General features: G+C 61.5%; 19 protein-coding genes. 7 read left to right on the top strand and 12 right to left on the bottom strand.

Going from position 1 to position 22,533, the window contains the following annotated elements; all coding sequences use genetic code 11:
• The first annotated feature begins 8 nt into the window (after positions 1-8).
• Both BM026_RS15355 and BM026_RS15350 read left to right on the top strand, forming a co-directional pair.
• Entirely contained in the window at positions 9-1,712 is a 1,704-nt protein-coding gene (locus tag BM026_RS15355) for a PTS fructose-like transporter subunit IIB (RefSeq protein ID WP_092240672.1), read from the top strand.
• Between the two features lie 183 nt (positions 1,713-1,895).
• Positions 1,896-3,437, top strand: coding sequence for an alkaline phosphatase D family protein (locus tag BM026_RS15350; RefSeq protein WP_093529213.1), 1,542 nt, complete (start codon positions 1,896-1,898; stop codon positions 3,435-3,437).
• Positions 3,438-3,509: 72 nt separating this feature from the next.
• Here BM026_RS15350 and BM026_RS15345 read toward each other — a convergent pair whose 3' ends face one another.
• Both BM026_RS15345 and BM026_RS15340 read right to left on the bottom strand, forming a co-directional pair.
• Complete coding sequence (locus tag BM026_RS15345) at positions 3,510-6,035, bottom strand: sulfite reductase flavoprotein subunit alpha (protein WP_093529210.1); 2,526 nt, start codon at positions 6,033-6,035, stop codon at positions 3,510-3,512.
• Between the two features lie 136 nt (positions 6,036-6,171).
• Positions 6,172-8,457: a TonB-dependent receptor gene (locus tag BM026_RS15340; RefSeq protein ID WP_093529207.1), complete on the bottom strand. Its 2,286-nt coding sequence runs from the start codon at positions 8,455-8,457 to the stop codon at positions 6,172-6,174.
• Between the two features lie 205 nt (positions 8,458-8,662).
• Here BM026_RS15340 and BM026_RS15335 point away from each other — a divergent pair, with 205 nt between their 5' ends.
• The gene (locus tag BM026_RS15335; protein ID WP_071491099.1) at positions 8,663-9,343 is read left to right on the top strand and encodes a Fe2+-dependent dioxygenase; all 681 of its coding nucleotides are present in this window, start codon (positions 8,663-8,665) and stop codon (positions 9,341-9,343) included.
• A 1-nt stretch (position 9,344) separates the two neighbouring features.
• Positions 9,345-10,094: a tetratricopeptide repeat protein gene (locus BM026_RS15330; protein ID WP_071491100.1), complete on the top strand. Its 750-nt coding sequence runs from the start codon at positions 9,345-9,347 to the stop codon at positions 10,092-10,094.
• A gap of 49 nt (positions 10,095-10,143) precedes the next feature.
• Here the strand turns inward: BM026_RS15330 and BM026_RS15325 are convergent, their stop codons facing one another.
• From BM026_RS15325 to BM026_RS15305, 5 genes are all read right to left on the bottom strand, one after another.
• Positions 10,144-11,307 carry a type III PLP-dependent enzyme gene (locus BM026_RS15325; RefSeq protein WP_071491101.1) on the bottom strand — a complete coding sequence of 388 codons (1,164 nt, stop codon included), beginning with the start codon at positions 11,305-11,307 and terminating at the stop codon, positions 10,144-10,146.
• A gap of 411 nt (positions 11,308-11,718) precedes the next feature.
• Positions 11,719-12,876, bottom strand: coding sequence for an osmoprotectant ABC transporter ATP-binding protein OsmV (locus tag BM026_RS15320; protein WP_071491102.1), 1,158 nt, complete (start codon positions 12,874-12,876; stop codon positions 11,719-11,721).
• The gene (locus tag BM026_RS15315; RefSeq protein ID WP_058423040.1) at positions 12,873-13,526 is read right to left on the bottom strand and encodes an ABC transporter permease; all 654 of its coding nucleotides are present in this window, start codon (positions 13,524-13,526) and stop codon (positions 12,873-12,875) included. Before BM026_RS15315 ends, BM026_RS15320 begins: the two co-directional genes overlap by 4 nt.
• 11 nt (positions 13,527-13,537) lie before the next feature.
• Positions 13,538-14,434 carry a glycine betaine ABC transporter substrate-binding protein gene (locus BM026_RS15310; protein WP_071491103.1) on the bottom strand — a complete coding sequence of 299 codons (897 nt, stop codon included), beginning with the start codon at positions 14,432-14,434 and terminating at the stop codon, positions 13,538-13,540.
• A 9-nt stretch (positions 14,435-14,443) separates the two neighbouring features.
• Positions 14,444-15,196, bottom strand: a complete 753-nt coding sequence (locus BM026_RS15305) for an ABC transporter permease (protein ID WP_258539690.1) — start codon at positions 15,194-15,196, stop codon at positions 14,444-14,446.
• Positions 15,197-15,491: 295 nt separating this feature from the next.
• On the opposite strand from BM026_RS15305, the gene BM026_RS15300 reads away from it, so the two are divergent.
• From BM026_RS15300 to BM026_RS15290, 3 genes are all read left to right on the top strand, one after another.
• Positions 15,492-17,075, top strand: a complete 1,584-nt coding sequence (locus tag BM026_RS15300) for a peptide chain release factor 3 (RefSeq protein WP_078046847.1) — start codon at positions 15,492-15,494, stop codon at positions 17,073-17,075.
• Positions 17,076-17,349: 274 nt separating this feature from the next.
• Complete coding sequence (locus BM026_RS15295; protein WP_071491105.1) at positions 17,350-17,595, top strand: hypothetical protein; 246 nt, start codon at positions 17,350-17,352, stop codon at positions 17,593-17,595.
• 96 nt (positions 17,596-17,691) lie between these two features.
• Positions 17,692-17,946 carry a hypothetical protein gene (locus BM026_RS15290; RefSeq protein WP_092240684.1) on the top strand — a complete coding sequence of 85 codons (255 nt, stop codon included), beginning with the start codon at positions 17,692-17,694 and terminating at the stop codon, positions 17,944-17,946.
• A 57-nt stretch (positions 17,947-18,003) separates the two neighbouring features.
• On the opposite strand, the gene BM026_RS15285 is transcribed toward BM026_RS15290, so the two are convergent.
• The 5 genes from BM026_RS15285 to BM026_RS15265 form a co-directional block, all read right to left on the bottom strand.
• Positions 18,004-18,351 (bottom strand): hypothetical protein, encoded by a 348-nt coding sequence (locus BM026_RS15285; RefSeq protein WP_092240686.1) that lies wholly within the window; start codon positions 18,349-18,351, stop codon positions 18,004-18,006.
• A gap of 285 nt (positions 18,352-18,636) precedes the next feature.
• On the bottom strand, positions 18,637-19,608 hold the full coding sequence (locus BM026_RS15280; RefSeq protein ID WP_016971590.1) for a peptide ABC transporter ATP-binding protein: 972 nt from the start codon (positions 19,606-19,608) through the stop codon (positions 18,637-18,639).
• The gene (locus BM026_RS15275) at positions 19,608-20,576 is read right to left on the bottom strand and encodes an ABC transporter ATP-binding protein (RefSeq protein ID WP_071491107.1); all 969 of its coding nucleotides are present in this window, start codon (positions 20,574-20,576) and stop codon (positions 19,608-19,610) included. Before BM026_RS15275 ends, BM026_RS15280 begins: the two co-directional genes overlap by 1 nt.
• A gap of 10 nt (positions 20,577-20,586) precedes the next feature.
• A complete protein-coding gene (locus tag BM026_RS15270; RefSeq protein WP_010213191.1) occupies positions 20,587-21,498 on the bottom strand; it encodes an ABC transporter permease subunit in 912 nt (303 codons plus the stop codon).
• Between the two features lie 10 nt (positions 21,499-21,508).
• Positions 21,509-22,519: an ABC transporter permease subunit gene (locus BM026_RS15265; protein ID WP_025856266.1), complete on the bottom strand. Its 1,011-nt coding sequence runs from the start codon at positions 22,517-22,519 to the stop codon at positions 21,509-21,511.
• Positions 22,520-22,533: the final 14 nt, after the last annotated feature.

Here is a 22,533-nt window from a genome sequence, read left to right as displayed (position 1 = left end):
GGTTTGTGATGAAGTTAGCCATTGTTACTGCCTGCCCGAACGGCATGGTCACCAGTGTGCTGTGCGCCCGCTTGTTGGACGCCGCCGCGCAGCGCCAGGGCTGGAGTACCAGCGTTGAAGTGGTGGATGTGCAGCGCCCGGAGCGCCAATTGTCCCAGTCGGTCATCGACGACGCCGAATGGGTGTTGCTGGTCAGCAGCACCCCGGTGGAGATGCAGCGCTTTGTCGGCAAGCGCGTGTTCCAGAGCACACCGGCCCAGGCGTTGGCGGATGTCGACGCCGTATTGCGTCGTGGCGCCGAAGAGGCGCAGGTGTATGTCGCGGCTGAAGCCCCGGCCAGGAACGCGCCGCGCATCGTTGCGATCACCGCCTGCCCGACCGGCGTCGCCCATACCTTCATGGCTGCCGAAGCCTTGCAGCAGACAGCCAAGCGCCTGGGTTATGACTTGCAGGTCGAAACCCAGGGCTCGGTCGGTGCCCGTACGCCATTGAGCGCCGAAGCAATCGCCAATGCCGATGTGGTGTTGTTGGCCGCCGATATCGAAGTCGCCACCGAGCGCTTCGCCGGCAAGAAGATCTACCGGTGCGGCACCGGTATTGCGCTCAAGCAGTCCGAAGCCACCCTCAACAAGGCCCTTGCCGAAGGTGCGGTGGAAAGCGCGGCCAGCGGCGCGGTGGCCAAGCCGGAAAAAACCGGCGTGTACAAACACCTGCTCACCGGTGTGTCGTTCATGTTGCCGATGGTGGTGGCAGGCGGGTTGTTGATCGCCTTGTCGTTCGTGTTCGGCATTCACGCCTTTGAACAGGAAGGCACCCTGGCGGCTGCGCTGAAAACCGTCGGCGACCGCGCCTTCATGCTGATGGTGCCGCTGCTGGCGGGCTACATCGCCTACTCGATTGCCGACCGTCCGGGCATCGCGCCGGGCATGATTGGCGGCCTGCTGGCCGGCACCCTGGGTGCTGGATTTATCGGTGGCATCTTCGCCGGTTTCCTCGCCGGTTATTGCGTCAAGTTGATCACCCGCGCAGTGAAATTGCCGCAGAGCCTGGAGGCGCTCAAGCCGATCCTGATCATCCCGTTGCTGGCGAGTCTGTTCACCGGCCTGGCGATGATCTACCTGGTGGGGCCGCCGGTCGCGCGCATGCTGGTGGGGCTGACTGATTTTCTCAGCACCATGGGCACGACCAATGCGGTACTGCTGGGCATCTTGCTGGGCGGCATGATGTGTGTCGACCTGGGCGGGCCGATCAACAAGGCGGCCTACGCATTTTCCGTCGGCCTGCTGGCGGCCCACAGCGGCGCGCCGATGGCCGCGACCATGGCGGCCGGCATGGTGCCGCCGATCGGCATGGGCATCGCCACGTTCCTGGCACGCCGCAAGTTCGCCCAGACCGAACGCGAAGCGGGCAAGGCGGCGATGATCCTCGGCTTGTGCTTCATTTCCGAAGGCGCGATCCCGTTTGCCGCGAAGGACCCGTTGCGCGTGATTCCGGCCAGTATCGCCGGCGGTGCATTGACCGGTGCCCTGTCCATGTACTTCGGCTGCGTACTGGCGGCGCCCCATGGTGGCCTGTTTGTGCTGGTGATCCCGAATGCGATGAACCATGCATTGCCGTATCTGCTGGCGATTGTCGCCGGCAGCCTGCTGACCGGCCTGGTCTATGCGTTGATCAAACGCCCCGAAGCGCAAGAACTGACTGTGACCGTCTGACGCGGTGCTGAAAATGTGGGAGGGGGCTTGCCCCCGATAGCGGTGGGTCAGCCATAAATGTGCTGGCTGACACTCTGCCATCGGGGGCAAGCCCCCTCCCACCGTTGATCGCTGTATAGGTGTCATCTCTGCTTCATCGGGGCGTGCTTTAGTGGCCCTTTTGATACTCAAGAGGGCACCTGCATGAGCCACTTCGATCTCGGCCGCCGCCGCGTGATGCAAGCCGTCGGCGCCGGCCTGTTGTTGCCGGGCCTGGCGCCGGCGGTGATCGCTTCGGTCAAGGACCGGCCGCAGCTCACCGATGGCGTGCAGTCCGGCGACCTGCTCGGCGACCGCGCCATGATCTGGAGCCGCAGCGACCGCCCGGCCAAGATGGTGGTGGAGTGGGACACCCGCAGCGTGTTCAGCAACCCTCGTCGTTTTGTTTCGCCGCTGGCCGACCAGCGCAGCGACTTCACCGCCCGCGTCGAGCTCACCGGGCTGCCTGTCGACCAGGCGATCTTCTACCGCGTGCACCTCGAGGACGCCCAGACCGGCATCGCCAGCGAACCCTGGTTCGGCCACCTGCGCAGCGTGCCGCAACAGCGCCGTGACATTCGTTTTGTGTGGAGCGGCGACACCGTCGGCCAAGGCTTCGGCATCAACCCGGACATCGGCGGCATGCGTATCTACGAAGCCATGCGCCTGCGTCTGCCGGACTTTTTTATCCACAGTGGCGACACCATCTATGCCGACGGCCCGGTGCCCGCGCAGCTCACCGTCGAAGACGGGCGCATCTGGCGCAACATCACCACGGAGGCCAAGAGTAAAGTCGCTGAAACCCTGGAGGAGTATCGCGGCAATTACCGCTACAACCTGATGGATGAAAACGTGCGCCGCTTCAACGCCGAGGTGCCGCAGATCTGGCAGTGGGACGACCATGAAGTGGTGAACAACTGGTCGCCGAGCAAGCAGTTGGATGAGCGTTACCGGGTCAAGGACATCAATACCCTGGTCGGCCGTGCGCGCCAGGCGTGGCTGGAATACTCACCGATGCGCCGCCAGGCAGCGGACGGCGGCGGGCGGATTTATCGCAAGCTCAGCTACGGTCCGCTGCTGGATGTATTCGTGCTGGATATGCGCAGTTATCGCGGGCCCAACGATGACAACCTCGGCGGCGAAAAACCCTTCCTCGGGCGTGCGCAATTGGACTGGCTCAAGCGGGAACTCAAGGGCTCCCAGGCGCAGTGGAAAGTCATCGCCGCCGACATGCCCATCGGCCTCGGCGTGCCCGACGGTGAAGTCAGCCCCGGCGTGCCGCGCTGGGAAGCCATCGCCAACAACGATCCCGGTGCGCCGCAAGGCCGCGAATGGGAAATCGCCGAGCTGCTGGGCTTTCTACGGGCGCAAAACGTGCGCAACCACCTGTGGCTGACCGCCGATGTGCACTACTGCGCCGCGCATCACTACCACCCGGATCGTGCGGCGTTCCAGGATTTCGAACCGTTCTGGGAGTTTGTCGCCGGGCCGTTGAACGCCGGGAGTTTCGGGCCTAATCCGCTGGACAAGACCTTTGGCCCCGAAGTGGTGTTCGAGAAGGCACCGCCGGCGCAGAACACCTCGCCGCTGGCGGGGTTTCAGTTTTTTGGCGAGGTGAACATTGATGGGCAGACGGCGGAGTTGACTGTGGTGCTGCGGGACCTGGATGGCGTCTCGGTGTTCGAACAAAAACTCCAGCCCACCTGACTTGGAATGCATTAAAAATTGTGGGAGGGGGCGAGCCCACTCCCACAGGTTGAGTGTTGTTCGTTCAGGGGGTCAGTACACGTCGCGGCGATAACGCCCCTGCTCGATCAACCGCGCCACGGCTTCACTGCCGAGGATGTCCACCAGCGCCTGGTCCACCCCCGTCGCCATTCCCTGCAGGCTTCCGCACACATAAATTGCCGCGCCGTCGGCCAGCCATTTACGCAGCACATCCGCTGACTCGCGCAGGCGGTCCTGCACGTAGATCTTCTCTTGCTGATCGCGGGAAAACGCCAGGTCGAGCAACGCCAGATCGCCGCTGGCCAACCAGCCTTGCAGCTCGTCCTGGCACAGGAAGTCATGCTTGATATTGCGCTCGCCAAACAGCAGCCAGTTGCGCTGCTGGCCGTCGGCGATGCGGGCCTTGAGCAGACTGCGCAGGCCCGCCAGGCCGGTGCCGTTGCCCAGCAGGATCAGCGGCACCGGCGCCTGTGGCAGGTGGAACGCACTGTTGCGGCGCAGACGCAGGCTGATGCTAGAACCGAGGGCGGCGTACTCGGTCAGCCAGCCCGAGCCCAGGCCCAGGCTGCCGTCGGGGTGACGTTCCTGGCGCACGATCAGTTCCAGCACGCCATCGCTGGCAATCGAGGCGATGGAGTATTCGCGCATGCCCAGCGGCACCAACGCGTCCACCAGCGCCTGGGCGTGCAGGCCGACCAGGTGCGCGCGATGGGTCGGCAACTGGCGGGTGGCCAGGGCCTGGTCGAGCGTATGCGCCATGCCGTCGATCAATACGCTGTCACTGCCGGCCAGGCCCAGGCCTTCGAGGAAGTGTTCGATGGCCCACGGGCAATTGCGTGGCAGCACTTCCACCAGGTCGCCGGCTTGCCAGCTTTGTGGCGACGGTGAGGTGAGGCCCAGCAGGTAGACGTCCGAGCCGCTGCTGTCGCGGTTGAGCAATGAGCGGTGGCTGAGCGTCCAGTTTTCATACTGGGCCGTCGGCCAGGCGGATGCCGGGGCGTGGCCGGTCAGTTGGCCGAGTTGTTGTTGCCAGTGGAGCAGGGCGGTGGTGTCGCCGCTGTCCACTTCCACGGGCGCAAACAGTGGGTTGCCGCCCTGATGGGTCAGCCAGAAATGCAAGCGGCGGGCAAAGCCGCAGAAATGTTCGTACTGGCGATCACCCAGGGCCAGCACCGAGTAGTTCAGGCCCTTGAGGGACAGGTCCTGGCCGAGCACGCTGCGCTCGAAACCACGGGCATTGTCAGGCGCTTCGCCGTCGCCGAAGGTGCTGACCACAAACAGCGCGTTTTCCGACTGGCGCAGGTCGTCCTGGCTGACGCTGCCCAGGGGCTGCACCTTCACCGGCAGGCCGGCGGCCTGCAATTGCCCGGCCGTTTGCCAGGCAAGCTGTTCGGCGAAACCGCTCTGGCTGGCAAAACCGATCAGCCAGGCCGGAGCGTTACTGGGGTTGCTTGTGAGGCCTTTGCGCGCATCTCGCACCTGGCGTTTTTTGCGCCGGCGGTCCAGGTACAGCAGCCAGCCGGTGATGAAGAACAGCGGCATCAGCACCGAGCTGAGCGTGAGGACAATCCGCCCGATCAAGCCGAAGTAACTGCCGGTGTGCAGCGCATAGACGCTGGTCAGCAGTCTGGAACCGAGGCTTTTGCTGGCGTACTGGTCGTGGGACTTGACCTCGCCGGTGGCCGGGTCGAGGTTGATCTGGTTCAGCGCCCGGTCATGGGGCGAGTTTTTCAACAGGTAGTAGACGATGGCCGGTTGCCCGGCGACCGCTGGCATGCGGATGTTATAGGCGCTCAAGCCTGGGCCGGCGTTGCTGTAGATGCTGCTCCAGATCGCATCGTAGTTGGCCACTGGCGCCGCACCCTCGGGCGCCGGGCCGCGCTTGCGCACCCGTTCGTGTTGCGGGGCGTCGGACAACAGTCTGGTCAGGCCCTGGCTGTACCAGTCGTAGGACCAATACAAGCCGGTCAACGCCGACAGCAGGTAAGCCAGCAGGCACCAGGTGCCGAACACCGAGTGCAGGTCCCAGTTGAAGGCACGGCCTTTTTTGCGCCAGTCCAGCGTCAGCCAGGCCCGCCAGCTCGCCACCTGGCGCGGCCAGCGCAGGTACAGGCCGGAGAGGCAGAAGAACACCAGGATCAGCGTGCACGCGCCGGTGATGTTGCGCCCGGCATCGCCCATCACCAGGAAACGGTGGAACTGCAGCAGAAAGCCGAAGACATCCTGGCCGAGCACGTCGCCCATGTAGTCGCCGGTGTAGGGATCGAAATAGCGCAGTTGGCCACGGCGCTCGCCGGGCGGCGCGGTGAAGAACACGCGGGCGGCGTTGCCGCTTTCGCTTTCGACGAACAGCATGGCCACGGTCTGGCCTTCGGTGGCCTCCAGCTTGCGCACCAGTTCGGCGGGCGGCAGCACACCGGCTTCGCGTTTTTCCATGGTCAGTACGCTGGGGTTGAGCGCCCGCAGTATTTCATCCTGAAACGAGACCGCAGCCCCGCTGATCCCCATCAAGGCCAGCACCAGCCCGGCAGTGATGCCGAAGAACCAGTGCAACTGGAACAGGGTTTTCTTCAACACGTCTGACCGCCTCGTCTATCCGGATATGTAGGGCACGGCGCGCATTATGCCGTGGCTTGTCGAGAAACATTCTGTTTTACACGCAAAAGCCCCACGCATCCGATGCGTGGGGCCCTGTGCTGCGCGGCGCTGCTGCTTAAAAATGGAAGCTGGTGGTCAACAGGGCCGTACGACCGGCCGCCTGGTTGGCGAAGTGTGTCGAGAAGGCCTTGTCGTAGTAAACCTTGTCGGTCAGGTTTTGTACGTTCAGTTGCAGGTCGACGTTCTTGGTCAGTTTGTAGCTGGCCATGGCATCGTAGCGGGTGTAGGACGGTACATAGACGGTGTTGCCGGCGTCGCCATAAACCTGGTCGACGTAGAACGCACCGCCACCGAGGGTGAGCTTGGAGGTGACGTCGTAAGTGGTCCACAGGCTGAAGGTGTTCTTCGGCGTATTCGGCATCTGGTTGCCTTTGTTCGAACCCGCGCTGACGACACCGTTACGCCCGTTGAGGCCGGATTTGACCAGCTCGCTGTCCAGGTAGCTGTAGCCGGCGAACACTTGCCACTGGTCGGTGATCTTGCCGCTGGCGGACAGTTCCAGGCCGTCGACCTGGGATTCGCCGGCGTTCTGATAGGTGAGCGCGTCCACGAGGATGCGCGTGTTTTTCTTTTCGGTGCGGAACACCGCAGCGGTGAGGGACAGGCGATCGTGGAACAGGTCCCACTTGGTGCCCAACTCGTAGTTGACGGTTTCTTCGGGCTGCAGGTCGCTGGTGGCGGCACCGGCTGAGAGTGGGTTGCCGTCCGACCCTTCACCGACCAGGCCACCGGCAGGTGTCGCCGATGTGGCGTAGGACGCATAGATGCTGGCGTTTTCCACTGGCTTCCAGACCAGGCCGGCCTGCCAGTTGAAGAACTGGCTGTCCTCCTTGATTTTGCTGCGGCCGGTGGCCGAGTCGGTGTTGGCCACGGTGTCGAAGGTGTCGTAGCGCAGGCCGACGTTCAGCAACCATTTGGGGTCCAGCTCGATGGTGTCGAATACATAAGCGCCACGGCTGGTGGCCTTGGTGGCGGTGCCGTAGTAGTTGCGGGCGATGCTGCCGGTCCAGGCGTCATCCGGGTTCGGATTGCTCAGGGAGGTGCACTGGCCGCCCAGGCTGCCTTTGGCCACGGTGCACACTGGATTGGCGTTGGGGCTGATGGTGTAGCTGCTGACGCGGGTTTCTTCACCGGTGAACTCCAGGCCGGTGGAGTAGCTGTGCTTGAAACCCAGGGCCTGGAACGTGCCGAACAGGTCGGTCTGATTGGTGGTGGTGGTCGTGGTCGAAACCCGGCTATTGGCGCGACGCCACACGGTGCCGTAGCGGTTGACGTTGAACTTGCTGTCGTCCGGCTGGGTAAGAATGTAGTCCTGGCCGGTGCTGCCATGGCGCAGGGTATTTTTCAGCGTCATGGTGTCGTTCAGGTCGTGCTCGATGGAGAACGTACTGATATCGGCGCGGGTCTTGCGGAAGTCGCGGTCCTTCAAACCGTAGAAATTATTGCTGTCGCCGCCATCGTTGGGCTTGTCGTGCACATGGGCGGTGGCGGTCGACGAACCATAGCCGTAGGGAATCCCCGAATCCGGCAGGTCGTTGCTTTCCAGGTGGTAGTAGCTGAGGTTGACGCGGGTCGGGGTACCCAGGCCAAAGGTCAGCGACGGTGCCACGCCCCAACGGTCGTAATTGACCGCGTCGCGGCCAGCCACGTTCTGTTCATGGCTCATCAGGTTCAGGCGGAACGCGGCGCTGTCATCAAGGAACTGGCGGTTTACGTCGAGTACGTAGCGGCGGGTCTGGTCGGAACCGTAGGTGAAGCCGCCATTGGTGAAGTCCCGCGCTTGTGGGGTCTTGCTCACCAGGTTGAGGCTGCCGCCGGCTGAACCGCGACCGCCGAACGATGAGTTCGGGCCTTTGCTGACTTCAATCGACTCGATGTCGAAGATCTCACGGCTCTGGCCACCGGTGTCGCGCACGCCGTCCAGGTAGGTGTCGCCCTGGGCATCAAAACCGCGGATGAACGGGCGGTCGCCCTGGGGGTTGCCGCCTTCGCCCGCGCCAAAGGTGATGCCCGGCACGGTGCGCAAGGCATCCTGCAACGAGGTGGCGGCGGTGTCCTTGAGGACTTGTTGCGGCACCACGGTGACCGAGCGCGGGGTATCCACCAGCGGTGCGGTGTATTTCTGCGACGAGGCTTTTTCGACCTGGTAGGAGGTGTTGTCCTGCGTTTCCCCGGTGATGCTGGTGGCGCCCAGGGAAATGCTGTTGCGCTGGCCTTTTTGTTCAGTGTCTTCGGCAGCTTGTGCCAGATGGGCGACAGAGCTGGCGCTGAGGGCAACGCCGATGGCTGAAGCCAGCATGCGTGGTGAACCGGCAGGTATTTTTGTAGTGGTGCGCGACATGACGTGTCCTTTCCCCAAGGATGTGAGGTCGCGGAATATAGGGCGAACAAGACTTTCTATCAATTGCGATACATTGCTAATTGCACTGAATTTACATTCTTTACACTTTTTGCTTACGGTTTTTACGATCTCGTTCGTCCTGGCGTTTTACAGGGCGGATAAGAATCAATACCATTGGCGCCTCTCTGAATTCAGGTACTGCCCCATGCTGCTGCACATCCCCGGCCTGTTCTCTCGTGAGGAGGTGCAGCGCATCCGCCAGGCCCTGGAAAACGCCGAGTGGGCCGACGGTAAAATCACCGCCGGGCACCAGTCCGCCAAGGCCAAGCACAACCTGCAATTGCCCGAGGGCCACCCGCTGGCCAAGGAAATCGGCGCGGCGATGCTTGAACGGCTTTGGCAGAACCCGCTGTTTATGTCAGCGGCGTTACCGCACAAGGTGTTTCCGCCGCTGCTCAATTGCTACACGGCGGGCGGCAGTTTCGACTTTCATATCGACAACGCCGTGCGCCAACCCAAGGGCAGCCACGAGCGGGTCCGCACCGACCTGTCATCGACGCTGTTCTTCAGCGACCCGGACGAATACGACGGCGGCGAACTGGAAATCCAGGACACTTTCGGCCTGCAGCGCGTGAAGCTGCCGGCCGGCGACATGGTGCTGTACCCCGGCTCCAGCCTGCACAAAGTCAACGCAGTGACCCGTGGCGCACGCTATGCCTCGTTCTTCTGGACCCAGAGCCTGGTACGTGAAGACAGCCAGCGCACCCTGCTGTTTGAAATGGACGGTGCGATCCAGCAACTGACCGCCGATGTGCCTGACCACCCCGCGCTGATTCAACTCACCGGTACGTATCACAACCTGTTGCGCCGTTGGGTCGAGGTCTGACATGGGCTTTTTATTGCGTCGGGAAGAGGTACTCAACGTTGAGCAACTGCAAGCGATGCTCGACGATTCCCCCGTGCGCGCTGCCCAGGCAATCCTGATGGCGGCGAAGGAAGGAGTGGTCGATGCCCAGGCGTTGCTCGGGCAAATCCTGCTCGAAGGGCGTGGCATCGCACGCGATGAGACACTGGCCTTGCGCTGGTTCCAGATCGCCGCGCACAGCGGGCATTTGATGGCCCGCAACATGGTTGGGCGTTGCCGCGAGCATGGCTGGGGATGTGATGTCGATGAGGCGGCGGCGGCGCGGGAATATCGGGCGGCTGCCGACGCAGGGTTGGATTGGGGGCAGTACAACTACGCCAATCTGCTGGCCACGGGGCGCGGTGTCGCCGAGGACCAACGACAAGCATTGGCCTGTTATCGCCGGGCGGCCGAGCAGGGGCATGCCAAGTCGATGAACCTGCTGGGGCGTTACCTGGAAGATGGTCGGTTCTGCCCACAGGACCTGGACGCCGCTGTGGACTGGTATCGACGCTCAGCCGAGGCCGGTGATTTTCGCGGGCAGTTCAGCTATGCGGCGGTGCTGGCCGACAGAGGTCAGATCGACGCGGCGCTGGAATGGTTGCGCAAGGCGTTGGCGGGCGGGAACCTGAAGTTCTTGCGGGTGGCGCACAAGGCCTTGGTAGCGGCGAATGATCCGCGGATCCGGGCGATGGCCGGTGCCTATCAACAACGCGCGGTAAGCCTTTCTTGAGGTGTAAAAAAACCCATGACATGTCATGGGTTTTTTATGTGCGGCCGTTTTACACGTAGAACGATTTCAGTGGCGGAAAGCCATTGAACTCAACCGCGCTGTAGCTGGTGGTGTACGCACCGGTCGACAGCCAGTACAAGCGGTCACCAATCGCCAGGTTCAGCGGCAGGCCGTACTTGTAGTTTTCGTACATGATGTCGGCGCTGTCGCAGGTGGGACCTGCGATGACCACTTCTTCCATCTCGCCTTTCTTCTCGGTCCAGATCGGGAACTTGATGGCTTCGTCCATGGTTTCGATCAGGCCGGAGAACTTGCCCACGTCCGTGTACACCCAGCGCTCGACGGCGGTACGGGATTTACGTGCAACCAATACCACTTCACTGACCAGGATACCGGCGTTGGCGATCAACGAACGGCCCGGCTCCAGAATGATTTCCGGCAGGTCGTCGCCGAAATCTTCCTTGAGGAAGCGGATGATTTCTTCGGCGTAGGTTTCCAGGCTGTTGGTGCGGGTGATGTAGTTGGCCGGGAAGCCGCCGCCCATGTTGATCAGCTTGAGGTGGATGCCGTCTTCTTCTTTCAGGCGCTCGAAGATCACTTTGACCTTGGCGATCGCCGCGTCCCATACGCTGATGTCGCGCTGCTGCGAACCGACATGGAACGAGATGCCGTACGGCACCAGGCCCAGGTCGCGGGCGAGGATCAGCAGGTCCATCGCCATGTCGGTCTGGCAGCCGAATTTGCGCGACAGCGGCCAGTCAGCCGTGGTCGAGCCTTCGGTGAGGATACGCACATACACTTTCGAACCCGGCGCGGCCTTGGCGATGTTGCGCAAGTCGGCTTCGGAGTCGGTGGAGAACAGGCGTACGCCCTTATCAAAGAAGTAGCGGATGTCCTTGGACTTCTTGATGGTGTTGCCGTAGCTGATACGGTCAGGGCTGACGCCGCGGCCCAGTACCTTGTCCAGCTCGTAGATCGAAGCGATGTCGAAGCTCGAGCCTTTGTCCTTGAGCAGGTCAATGATCTCGACGGCCGGGTTGGCCTTGACCGCGTAATAGACCTTGGCGAATTCGAAACCGGCGCGCAGGTCATCGTAGGCCTGGCTGATCATCGCGGTGTCGATCACCACGAACGGGGTTTCTTGCTTGTCGGCGAACGCCTTCATTTTGTCAAAAGTGGCGCGCGCGAAATAATCTTCGACGTTGATCGACATGCTGGGAACTCCTAAGGGCAAACTGATTTAGTCAATGGGTGCAAATGAACGTCCTCCGTATCCCCACTTTGGTTCGCCTACTTCCCAAGGCATGTCGCCGAAAGCAAAAAGGCCATGGGATCAACCGCTTCCCTTGGCCTTGCTGTCTCGTCGTCAGTACTTGAGCCGGATGGATCGTTTCCAGCATGGACGTTCGGCGCGAACTTTAGGGCGTGAGGGGCTTGAGATCAACTAAAAATGTCGCGTTTTTGCACGCGTTCGTCGCGCGAACCCGTGCAGCTACTTATGTAACCGACAGGTGTGACGGAATGATGTTCCCCGAATGGGGCAAATCAGCGGGATTTCCTTGGCCTACCATAGAGCCAAATGTGGGAGGGGCTTGCCCCCTCCCACATGTTGACCTGTGTTGTGTCAGGCCAACGCAGTTTCAGCTGGCGACACGATACTGGTCTTGCCCCCACGCGACTTACCAGAGCTCAGGTACTCGGCAATCGACTCCTGGGTCACTTCCCCGAGGAACACCCGTTCCGCATCCATCACCGGCAACCACGAGCGGTTGAACTCGTACATGCGTGACAGCAGGATGCGCAAATGCTCGTCGTACGCCGCCGTGGCGTTGAACTCGCGCAGATACTGGCCGCAGGTGCCGGTCTGACGGTGCAGGTCGCGACGGCGTACATAACCCAGCGCCTTGTTCTCGGCACAAGTGACGACCACATAGCGGCGGTCGGTTTCATCCATCAGCTCCAGGGCATCGGCCACTGGAGTTTCCGGGCTCACCGACGGCGCGTTGTCCGCAGCATCCTCGGCCTTCACCAGCAGCAGACGCTTGAGGGTGCTGTCCTGGCCCACGAAGTTGCTGACGAACTCGTCGGCAGGATGCGCCAGCAGCGTGTCCGGATGGTCGATCTGCAGCAGCTTGCCGGCACGGAAGATGGCGATCTTGTCACCCAGCTTGATGGCCTCGTCGATGTCGTGGCTGACCATGATCACGGTCTTGTTCAGCGCGCGCTGCATCTCGAAGAATTCGTTCTGGATCATCTCGCGGTTGATCGGGTCGACTGCGCCGAACGGCTCGTCCATCAGCAGCAGCGGCGCATCGGCCGCCAGTGCGCGGATCACGCCGATGCGCTGTTGCTGGCCACCGGACAGCTCACGCGGGTAGCGATGCAGGTACTGTTTGGGCTCCAGCTTGATCATGCTCATCAACTCGCGGGCGCGGTCGTGGCATTTCTGCTTGTCCCAGCCGAGCAGCTTGGGCACCACCACGATGTTTTCCTCGATGGTCATGTTCGGGAACAGGCCGATCTGCTGGATCACATAACCGATGTTGCGGCGCAGGGTCACTTCGTCGAGATCGGTGGTGTCTTCGCCATTGATCAGGATCTTGCCCGAGGTGGGTTTGATCAGGCGGTTGATCATTTTCAGCGTGGTGCTCTTGCCGCAACCCGATGGGCCGAGGAATACGCAAATCTCGCCTTCGTTGACGGTCAGGCTTACATCGTTCACGGCCGTTACTGTCTTGCCGTTGCTTTGGAAGGTCTTGGACAGGTTTTGAAGTTCGATCATTTGAGCAGTCCTTTTGGAGTCAGCGAGCGTTGCAGCCATTGCAGAAGCAGGTCGGCGAAGATGGCCAGGAGACTGACCAGCACGGCGCCGACGATCAGCATCGACATGTCGCTGCGGCTGATGGAAGCCAGAATAAGTACACCCAGGCCACCGGCGCCGATGGTGGCGGCGATGGTCATCACACCGATGTTCATCACTACGGCGGTGCGCACACCGGCGAGGATCACCGGCACGGCGATGGGCAACTCGACCATGCGCAGGCGCTGGCCGAAGGTCATGCCGATGCCTTTGGCGGCTTCGCGAATGCCAGGCTCCACGCCAGTGAGGGCGAGGTAGGTGTTACGCATGATCGGCAACAGGGAGTAGAGGAACACGGCGGTGATCGCCGGCATCGGCCCCAGGCCCTGGCCGAATTTGGAGTAGAACGGCAGCAGCAGGCCGAACAGGGCGATGGACGGTACGGTCAGCAATACCGTGGCGCTGGCTTGCAGCGGGCCTGCAAGCGTCGGGAAGCGCGTCATCAGGATGCCCAGGGGCACGCCGATCAGGATCGCGAGGATCACGGCAATGCCGACCAGGGTGATGTGCTGCCCGGTCAAGTGCAGGACTTGGGCCCAATCAAGATGGGAAAAGGCGTTCAGGAATTCCATGTCTTCTCCTCTTATTGATTGATCGGATGCTGGCGCAGGAAATCGGCGGCAACAGTGGAAGGGCTTTCATGGTCGACGTCGACCCGGGCGTTCAGCTGGCGCATGGTTTCGTCGTCGAACAGCGCGGCCAGCGGCTTGAGCTCGGCGGCCAGTTGTGGATGCGCATCCAGATAAACCTGGCGCACCACCGGCGCGGCGGTGTAGTCGGGGAAGTAATGCTTGTCGTCTTCCAGCAACTTCAATTTGAAGGCATTCAGGCGGCCGTCGGTGGTGTAGACCAAACCGGCGAACACCTGCCCATTACGCAGCGCGGTATAGACCAGGCCAGCGTCCATCTGCCGGGTGTTCTTGCGGGTCAGGTTCATGTCGTACAGCTTGACCATGCCGGCCAGGCCGTCGGAACGGTTGGCGAACTCGGTGTCCAGGGCGACCAGGCGTGTGCCTTTGGTTTTTTCCGCCAGGGCCTGGGTCAGGTCGCTGATGCTGTTGATCTGCGGGAATTCCTTCGCCACGTTCTCCGGCAATGCCAGGGCGTAGGTGTTGCTGAAGCGCGACGGGGAGAGCCAGACCAGGCCCTTTTTCGCGTCGAGTTCTTTCACCCGAGCGTAGGATTGTTCACTGTCGAGTTTCTCGTCGACATGGTTGTAGGCCACCAGCGACACGCCGGTGTATTCCCAGATCAGGTCCAGTTGCCCGCTTTCCTGGGCACTGCGCGCCAGGTTGCTGCCCAGCCCGCCGGTCACGCGGGTGTCATAGCCCTTGGTGCGCAGGTACTGGGAGGTGATTTCGGCGAGCAGGGTCTGTTCGGTGAACACCCGGGCGCCGATGCGGATCACCGGTTTTTCGGCGGCTTGTGCAACGCCTGCCAAGAGCAGGACGCAGCTCATTATCAATGTCAGTTTTTTCATGTCGGTTCCTTAAGACGCACGCAACCCGCGTTCCAGCCAGAGGCGGCTGGCCAGAGTCACCAGACCGTCGAGCAACAACGCCAGCAGCGCGGTGCACGCAGCGCCGAGCAGCAATTGCGGCTGATTGTTCAGGGCGATGCCAGGGAAGATCAGGCTGCCCAGGCTGTTGGCACCGATCAGGAACGCCAGCGGCGCGGTGCCGACATTGATCGCCAGGGCCACACGCACACCGCCGACGATGATTGGCACGGCGTTGGGCAATTCCACGCGAAACAGCACTTGGCGCGGCGTCATGCCGATGCCGGTGGCGGCTTCTTTCAGGGAGCCCTGGACGTTTTTCAGGCCTTCGTAGGTGTTGCGCACGATAGGCAGGAGGGAGGCGAGGAACAGCGCGAAGATGGCCGGGCCGCTGCCGATGCCAAGGACGCCGAGGGCGATGGCCAGTACGGCCAGGGGCGGGACGGTGTTGCCGATGTTGAAGATCTGCATGAAGCGTTCTGCGCGCCCGACCATGTGCGGTCGGCTGAGCAGGATACCGGCGGGGATGCCCACAATCAGGGCGGCCAGCATGGAGACAAGAACGAGGATCAGATGAGCTTGCAGGTAAAACAACAAATCGTCGCGGTACAGTTCGATCGTGTTGATGCCGATCCAGTGGACCAGCAGGGCCAAGAGGGCGACGACAACCGCTCCTCCTATCAGCCCTTTGCCATAGCGAATAGCCACAGGCGGACTCCTTTTTTCTTCTGTCGGCGCCCACATTCTCCGGCGGCAATGCCATTCCTGGCTGCCTCTGAATGTGGTCGCGAAATGCAGCTCGCCGATACCGGCAACGCGGTATGCGATCGAGCCATGAGCGCAGCCTCGTCAGGCTAACTTGCTGATTTATCAGCCCCTGTTCCGAGTGCGGTAGCAGGGGAGTGGACGTCTCTACCTTTTAAAAGGTTCCACACTTGGCAGCATTTAGCCACCCCCAATGGGCTGAACGGTGGTCCGTCCTCCTGGGTTTGCGCTATACTCGCCGCCCTTTTTTGACTCACCTGCCAGGCGATTTCCCATGACCCACCAGGCCGCCGAAGTCGCGAAACGCCGCACTTTCGCCATTATTTCCCACCCCGATGCCGGTAAAACCACCATCACCGAGAAGCTCTTGCTGATGGGCAAGGCAATCGCAGTGGCCGGCACGGTGAAATCCCGCAAATCCGACCGCCATGCCACCTCCGACTGGATGGAAATGGAAAAACAACGGGGTATCTCCATTACCACGTCGGTCATGCAGTTCCCGTATCGCGACCATATGGTCAACCTGCTCGACACCCCGGGCCACGAAGACTTCTCCGAAGACACCTACCGCACCCTGACCGCGGTGGACTCGGCGCTGATGGTCCTCGACGGCGGTAAAGGCGTCGAGCCCCGCACCATCGCGCTGATGGACGTGTGCCGTCTGCGTGACACGCCGATCGTCAGCTTCATCAACAAACTCGACCGCGACATCCGCGACCCCATCGAGCTGCTGGATGAAATCGAAGCCGTCCTGAAGATCAAGGCTGCGCCGATCACCTGGCCGATCGGTTGCTACCGCGACTTCAAGGGCGTGTACCACCTGGCCGATGACTACATCATTGTCTACACCGCCGGCCACGGTCACGAGCGCACCGAAACCAAGATCATCGAGAAACTCGACTCCGACGAAGCCCGCGCCCACCTGGGTGACGAGTACGACCGCTTTGTCGATCAGCTGGAACTGGTGCAGGGCGCCTGCCACGAGTTCAACCAGCAGGAGTTCCTCGACGGCCAACTGACCCCGGTGTTCTTCGGGACCGCCCTGGGCAACTTCGGTGTCGACCATGTACTCGACGCCGTTGTCGACTGGGCGCCCAAGCCTCTGGCCCGTGTTGCCAACGAGCGCACCGTGGAACCGGTCGAAGAGAAATTCACCGGCTTCGTGTTCAAGATCCAAGCGAACATGGACCCAAAACACCGCGACCGCATTGCCTTCATGCGCATCTGCTCCGGCAAATACGAAAAAGGCATGAAGATGCGCCACGTGCGCACCGGCAAGGACGTGCGCATCGGCGACGCCCTGACGTTCTTCTCCTCCGAGCGTGAACAGCTCGAAGAAGCCTACGCCGGTGACATCATCGGCCTGCACAACCACGGCACCATCCAGATCGGCGACACCTTCACCGAAGGCGAAGCGCTGGGCTTTACCGGTATCCCGCACTTCGCCCCGGAACTGTTCCGCCGTGTACGCCTGCGCGACCCGCTCAAATCCAAGCAACTGCGCCAGGGCTTGCAGCAACTGGCGGAAGAGGGCGCCACCCAGGTGTTCTTCCCCGAGCGCAGCAACGACATCATCCTCGGCGCCGTCGGTGTGCTGCAGTTCGATGTGGTCGCCAGCCGCTTGAAAGAGGAATACAAGGTGGAGTGCTCGTATGAGCCGATCACCGTGTACTCCGCGCGCTGGATCGAGTGCAGCGATAAGAAGAAGCTGGAAGAGTTCTCCAACAAGGCCGTGGAAAACCTCGCGGTGGACGGCGGTGGGCACTTGACCTACCTGGCGCCGACCCGGGTGAACCTGGCGCTGATGGAAGAACGCTGGCCGGATGTGAAATTCCGCGCGACCCGTGAGCACCATTAAGGTCCAAGCGGTAAAGAACAGGGCGAAGCTGTGATGGCTTCGCCCTTTTTATTGGCCAAACACAAATAAAAATGTGGGAGGGGGCTTGCCCCCGATAGCAGTGGGTCAATCAATAAATCCGCTGGCTGGTACGCCGCCATCGGGGGCAAGTCGAATCGTCGCACCGCCCCTCCCACATTTTGATCTTCATCGATCAGGGCTATTGGCGAGAAACCCACATCCCGTCTAGCGTTTGAAGTATTTCACTCACCCATCGACGGAATAGGAGGCCACCGTGCGTATAACTCAACGCGTCATTCAACTGGTGCTGCTGGGGGCTTTGGGCTTGTTCGCCTCATTGGCCCTGGCCGGCGCCGGCACGCCCCAATGGAAGGACACGGGCCCTGTCACCAAGAAAAAGCAGCAGGAGGTCAACTCTGGCAGCTGGCAGCCCCAGGCCCAGCCTGCGCCCAAGGAGGATGCGGAAAATCCCTATAACGAGGGGGAGGACAGTGCTACCTTCGACGACGGTGAGACCTGAGACTTGGCGTAAACCCGGCATCGGGGCTAGCGTCAATACTGGCGGCGGTAGACGGCTGTCGCGCGGGATTGACCTACTGACTGGACGGAATCAACCATGAGTATTTTTCAACGAGTTGTGCTGTTGATAAAAGTGCTGGTGCTGTTGTCGTTGGGGATGTCGTCGGCCTGGGCGCATAGCCCGGTGCAGAGCGGTGTTGTGGCTTCGGGGCACTGCCAGGATCTGCAACTGGCGAAGTCCGAGGCGGAGCCTGGCGACAAGGGCCAGGGTGGCAGTGAGGACGACGATGACTCCACCACCGACGAGCCGGACAGCGATGATCCGGACGCTGAAGGCGACAGCCAGACATAGTGTCCAAGGCTATGGAGGATTTAAAGGATGGAAGGTGGCAAGCCACCTCCCGTCCTCTTATAACGTGTTTGGTCCGACCTGAAGTTGTTTCAGTGCAAGATTGGCCCCAGCCCGAACGGTCTCAACTTGTGCATGAACCGCATCTTTCACAAGGGCCTCGTTAAAATCACTCAGCTCCTGATGCTTGATATGTTCGACACACAAATACAATAGGTGCAGGGCTACATCCATGGCGCTCTGAAAAGAGATCAGAGTGTTGTTGTGGCCCAATTCTTTTATTACGTTTTCCCAGCGTATATCCGACTCGGCCTGAAGCCGCTTAAACTCACCCATGGTGATGTCGTCGTCCTGGTAAATGGTGTTCAGCAAGTGCTCAAGAGAACGTGATACGGGGCGATATTTCATGGCGTTATCGATTTTCAATGATGAGGCGACTGAATCTAATCATTGATTTTGCAATTAACAATAGAGGCTTAGATGGTGTTACAGGTTTAGGAATAGAGGCGTGCGTACTATAATAAAGTTGCACTGAAAACAGCAGTATTTAAGGATGGACTACACACGTGGTGTGTTTTGAATCATTAATAAAAAGCCCCTGCCGCTAGGCTGATGCGCAACCTGGTGGCAGGGGCTGTGGAACTCGGAGCGTCAACCTCTAGCTGGAGTGGGGGAGACCGCTCCAGCCGAGCATCACGCGACGAACTGCTCCGCATAATGGCAGGCCACCTGGCGGTTATCCAAGGCCCGCAGTTGCGGCTCCTCGCTGCTGCACCGCGCCGTCGCATACGGGCAACGCTTGTGGAACGCGCAGCCCGGCGGCGGGTTCAGCGGGTTAGGCAACTCGCCGACGATCTTGATCTTCGGCTTGTTCGGGTCCGGATGGATGGTCGGGGTGGCCGACAGCAGCGCCTGGGTGTACGGGTGCAGCGGGCGTGCGTAGATGTCTTCCTTGGGGCCCACTTCCACCGGGCGGCCGAGGTACATCACCATCACGTCATCGGCGACATGCTGCACCACCGCCAGGTTGTGGGAGATGAACACGTAGGCCGTGTTGAATTCCTGCTGCAGGTCCATGAACAGGTTGAGCACCTGGGCCTGGATCGATACGTCGAGCGCCGAGGTCGGTTCATCCGCCACCAGCACTTTCGGTTGCAGCATCATCGCGCGGGCCAGGGCGATGCGTTGGCGTTGGCCGCCGGAGAACATGTGCGGGTAGCGCTGATAATGCTCGGGGCGCAGGCCCACTTGCTTCATCATCGCCTGCACTTTTTCGCGGCGTTCGGCGGCGGACAGGTTGGTGTTGATCAACAGCGGCTCGCCCAGTTGATCACCAACTTTCTGCCGTGGGTTGAGCGACGCGTACGGGCTCTGGAATACCATCTGCACGTCTTTGCGCAATTGCTTGCGCTGGGCCTTGTCGGCGCCGGCGACTTCCTGGCCGGCGATTTTCAAGGAACCGGAAGACGGCTCTTCGATCAATGTGAGCGCACGGGCCAGGGTAGATTTGCCGCAACCCGACTCGCCTACAACGGCGAGGGTCTTGCCGGCTTCCAACTCAAAGGACACGCCATTGAGGGCGCGCACAGTGGCGTGGCCCTTGAACAGGCCACGGGACACTTCGTAGTGACGGGTCAGGTCGCGGGCGGTAAGAACGACGGCCATTACGCCACCTCCTGGTTCAAGGGGTAGAAGCAGCGCGCAAGGCTGTTGGTTTTCGGATCAAGGCCGGGGCGCTGGCTCCGGCAGTTTTCCTGCACGTACGGGCATCGCGGCGACAGCAGGCAGCCCTGCGGACGGTCATAGCGGCCGGGTACGATACCGGGCAACGTGGCCAGGCGCGTGGCGCCCAGGCTGTGCTCCGGGATCGCCTTGAGCAGGGCTTCGCTGTACGGGTGCGCCGGGATGTCGAACAGTTGCGGCACCTGGCCGACTTCCACCGCTTGGCCGGCATACATCACGCACACGCGCTGGGCGGTTTCCGCCACGACCGCGAGGTCGTGGGTGATCAGCACCAGGCCCATGTTCTGTTCTTTCTGCAGGGCCAGCAGCAGGTCCATGATCTGCGCTTGAATGGTGACGTCCAGTGCGGTGGTGGGCTCATCCGCGATCAGCAGTTTCGGCTCGCCGGCAATCGCCATAGCGATTGCTACACGCTGGCTCATACCGCCGGACAGTTGGTGCGGGTAGGCATCCATACGGCTGGCAGCGCCCGGGATTTCAACCTTTTCCAACAGTTCGATGGCGCGTTTGCGCGCTTGTTTGCCGGACATTTTCAGGTGCAGGCGCAACACTTCTTCGATCTGGAAGCCCACGGTGTAGCTGGGGTTCAGCGCGGTCATCGGGTCCTGGAACACCATCGCCAGGTCTTTGCCGACGATCTGGCGACGCTGGCGATTGCTCAACTTGAGCATGTCCTTGCCGTCGAAGTTCAGGGCGTCGGCGGTGACGATGCCGGGGTGCTCGATCAGGCCCATCAGCGCCATCATGGTCACGGATTTTCCCGAGCCCGACTCGCCAACGATGGCCAGTACTTCGCCTTTGTCGACGGAAATGTCGAGGCCATCGACCACCGGCACGGCGGTCTTGTCGCCGAAGCGCACGTTGAGATTCTTGATTTCTAACAGTGACATGGGAATCTCCTCAGGCGGCGTTCTTGAGTTTCGGGTCCAGCGCATCGCGCAGGCCGTCGCCCATCAAGTTGATTGCCAGCACGCTGAGCAAAATGGTCAGACCCGGCAGGCTTACCACCCACCAGGCGCGTTCGATGTAGTCACGGGCCGAAGCCAGCATGGTGCCCCACTCCGGGGTTGGCGGTTGTACGCCAAGGCCGAGGAAGCCAAGGGCCGCTGCATCGAGGATCGCCGAAGAGAAACTCAGGGTGGCCTGGACGATCAGCGGTGCCATGCAGTTGGGCAGCACAGTAATGAACATCAGGCGCGGCAGGCCGGCACCGGCGAGGCGCGCGGCGGTCACGTAGTCGCGGTTCAGTTCGCCCATCACCGCCGCGCGGGTCAGGCGCACGTAGGACGGCAGCGACACGATAGCGATGGCGATCACGGTGTTGATCAGGCCAGGGCCGAGGATTGCCACAATGGCCACGGCCAGCAGCAGCGACGGCAGGGCCAGCATGATGTCCATCAGACGCATGATGGTCGGGCCGAGCAAGCGCGGGAAGAACCCGGCGAACAGACCCAGCAGAATGCCCGGGATCAGCGACATCACCACCGACGACAAGCCGATCAGCAACGACAGGCGCGAGCCCTGGATCAGGCGTGAAAGCAGGTCGCGGCCCAGTTCGTCGGTGCCGAGCAGGAATTGCATCTGCCCACCCTCCAGCCAGGCTGGCGGGGTCAGCAGGAAGTCGCGGTATTGCTCGCTCGGGTTATGCGGTGCAACCCACGGGGCAAAGATCGCGCAGAACACGATCAGCAACATGAACAGCAGGCCGGCAACCGCGCCTTTGTTCTTGGAGAAGGCTTGCCAGAATTCTTTGTACGGGGACGGGTACAGCAGGCTTTGATCGACTGCTGACACTGGAGTAGGTGTGGTCATGGTCATGATCTCAGCGCTGGTGACGGATGCGTGGGTTGGCGAAGCCGTAGAGGATATCCACCACGAAGTTCACCAGGATCACCAGGCAGGCGATCAGCAGGATGCCGTTCTGCACCACCGGGTAGTCCCGCGCGCCAATGGCTTCGATCAGCCATTTGCCGATGCCGGGCCACGAGAAGATGGTCTCGGTCAGGACCGCACCGGCCAGCAGCGTGCCGACTTGCAGGCCGACCACGGTCAACACCGGGATCAGTGCGTTACGCAGGCCGTGCACGAACACCACGCGCGTCGGCGACAGGCCTTTGGCCTTGGCGGTGCGGATGTAATCTTCGCGCAGCACTTCGAGCATCGACGAACGGGTCATCCGCGCGATCACCGCCAGCGGGATGGTGCCGAGCACGATGGCCGGCAGGATCAGGTGGTGCAGGGCGTCGAAGAACGCGTCCGGCTCGTCAGCCAGCAGCGTGTCGATCAGCATGAAGCCGGTGCGCGGCTCGATGTCGTAGAGCAGGTCGATACGCCCGGAAACCGGGGTCCAGCCCAGGCTCACCGAGAAGAACATGATCAGGATCAGGCCCCACCAGAAGATCGGCATCGAATATCCCGCCAGGGAGATGCCCATCACCCCATGGTCGAACAGGGATCCTCGTTTCAGGGCCGCGATCACCCCGGCCAACAGGCCCAGGATACCGGCGAACAACAGGGCGGCCATGGACAGTTCCAGGGTCGCGGGGAACAGGGCGGTGAATTCAGTCCACACGCTGGTGCGGGTACGCAGCGATTCGCCAAGGTCACCCTGGGCCAGTTTGCCGACGTAATCCAGGTATTGCGCATACAGCGGCTTGTTAAGGCCGAGGCGTTCCATTGCCTGTGCGTGCATCTCGGGGTCGACGCGCCGCTCGCCCATCATGACTTCGACGGGGTCGCCAGGGATCATGCGAATCAACGCAAACGTGAGCAACGTGATGCCGAAGAACGTGGGGATCAATAACCCCAGTCGGCGGGCAATAAAACTAAACATCTTGTCGTGTACCT

The organism is Pseudomonas sp. NFPP24 (assembly GCF_900112095.1).
In the GTDB taxonomy this organism is placed as follows: Bacteria; Pseudomonadota; Gammaproteobacteria; order Pseudomonadales; family Pseudomonadaceae; genus Aquipseudomonas; species Aquipseudomonas extremorientalis.
Note: the sequence above shows the minus strand (reverse complement) of the source record. Positions and strands in the feature narration are given on the sequence as shown.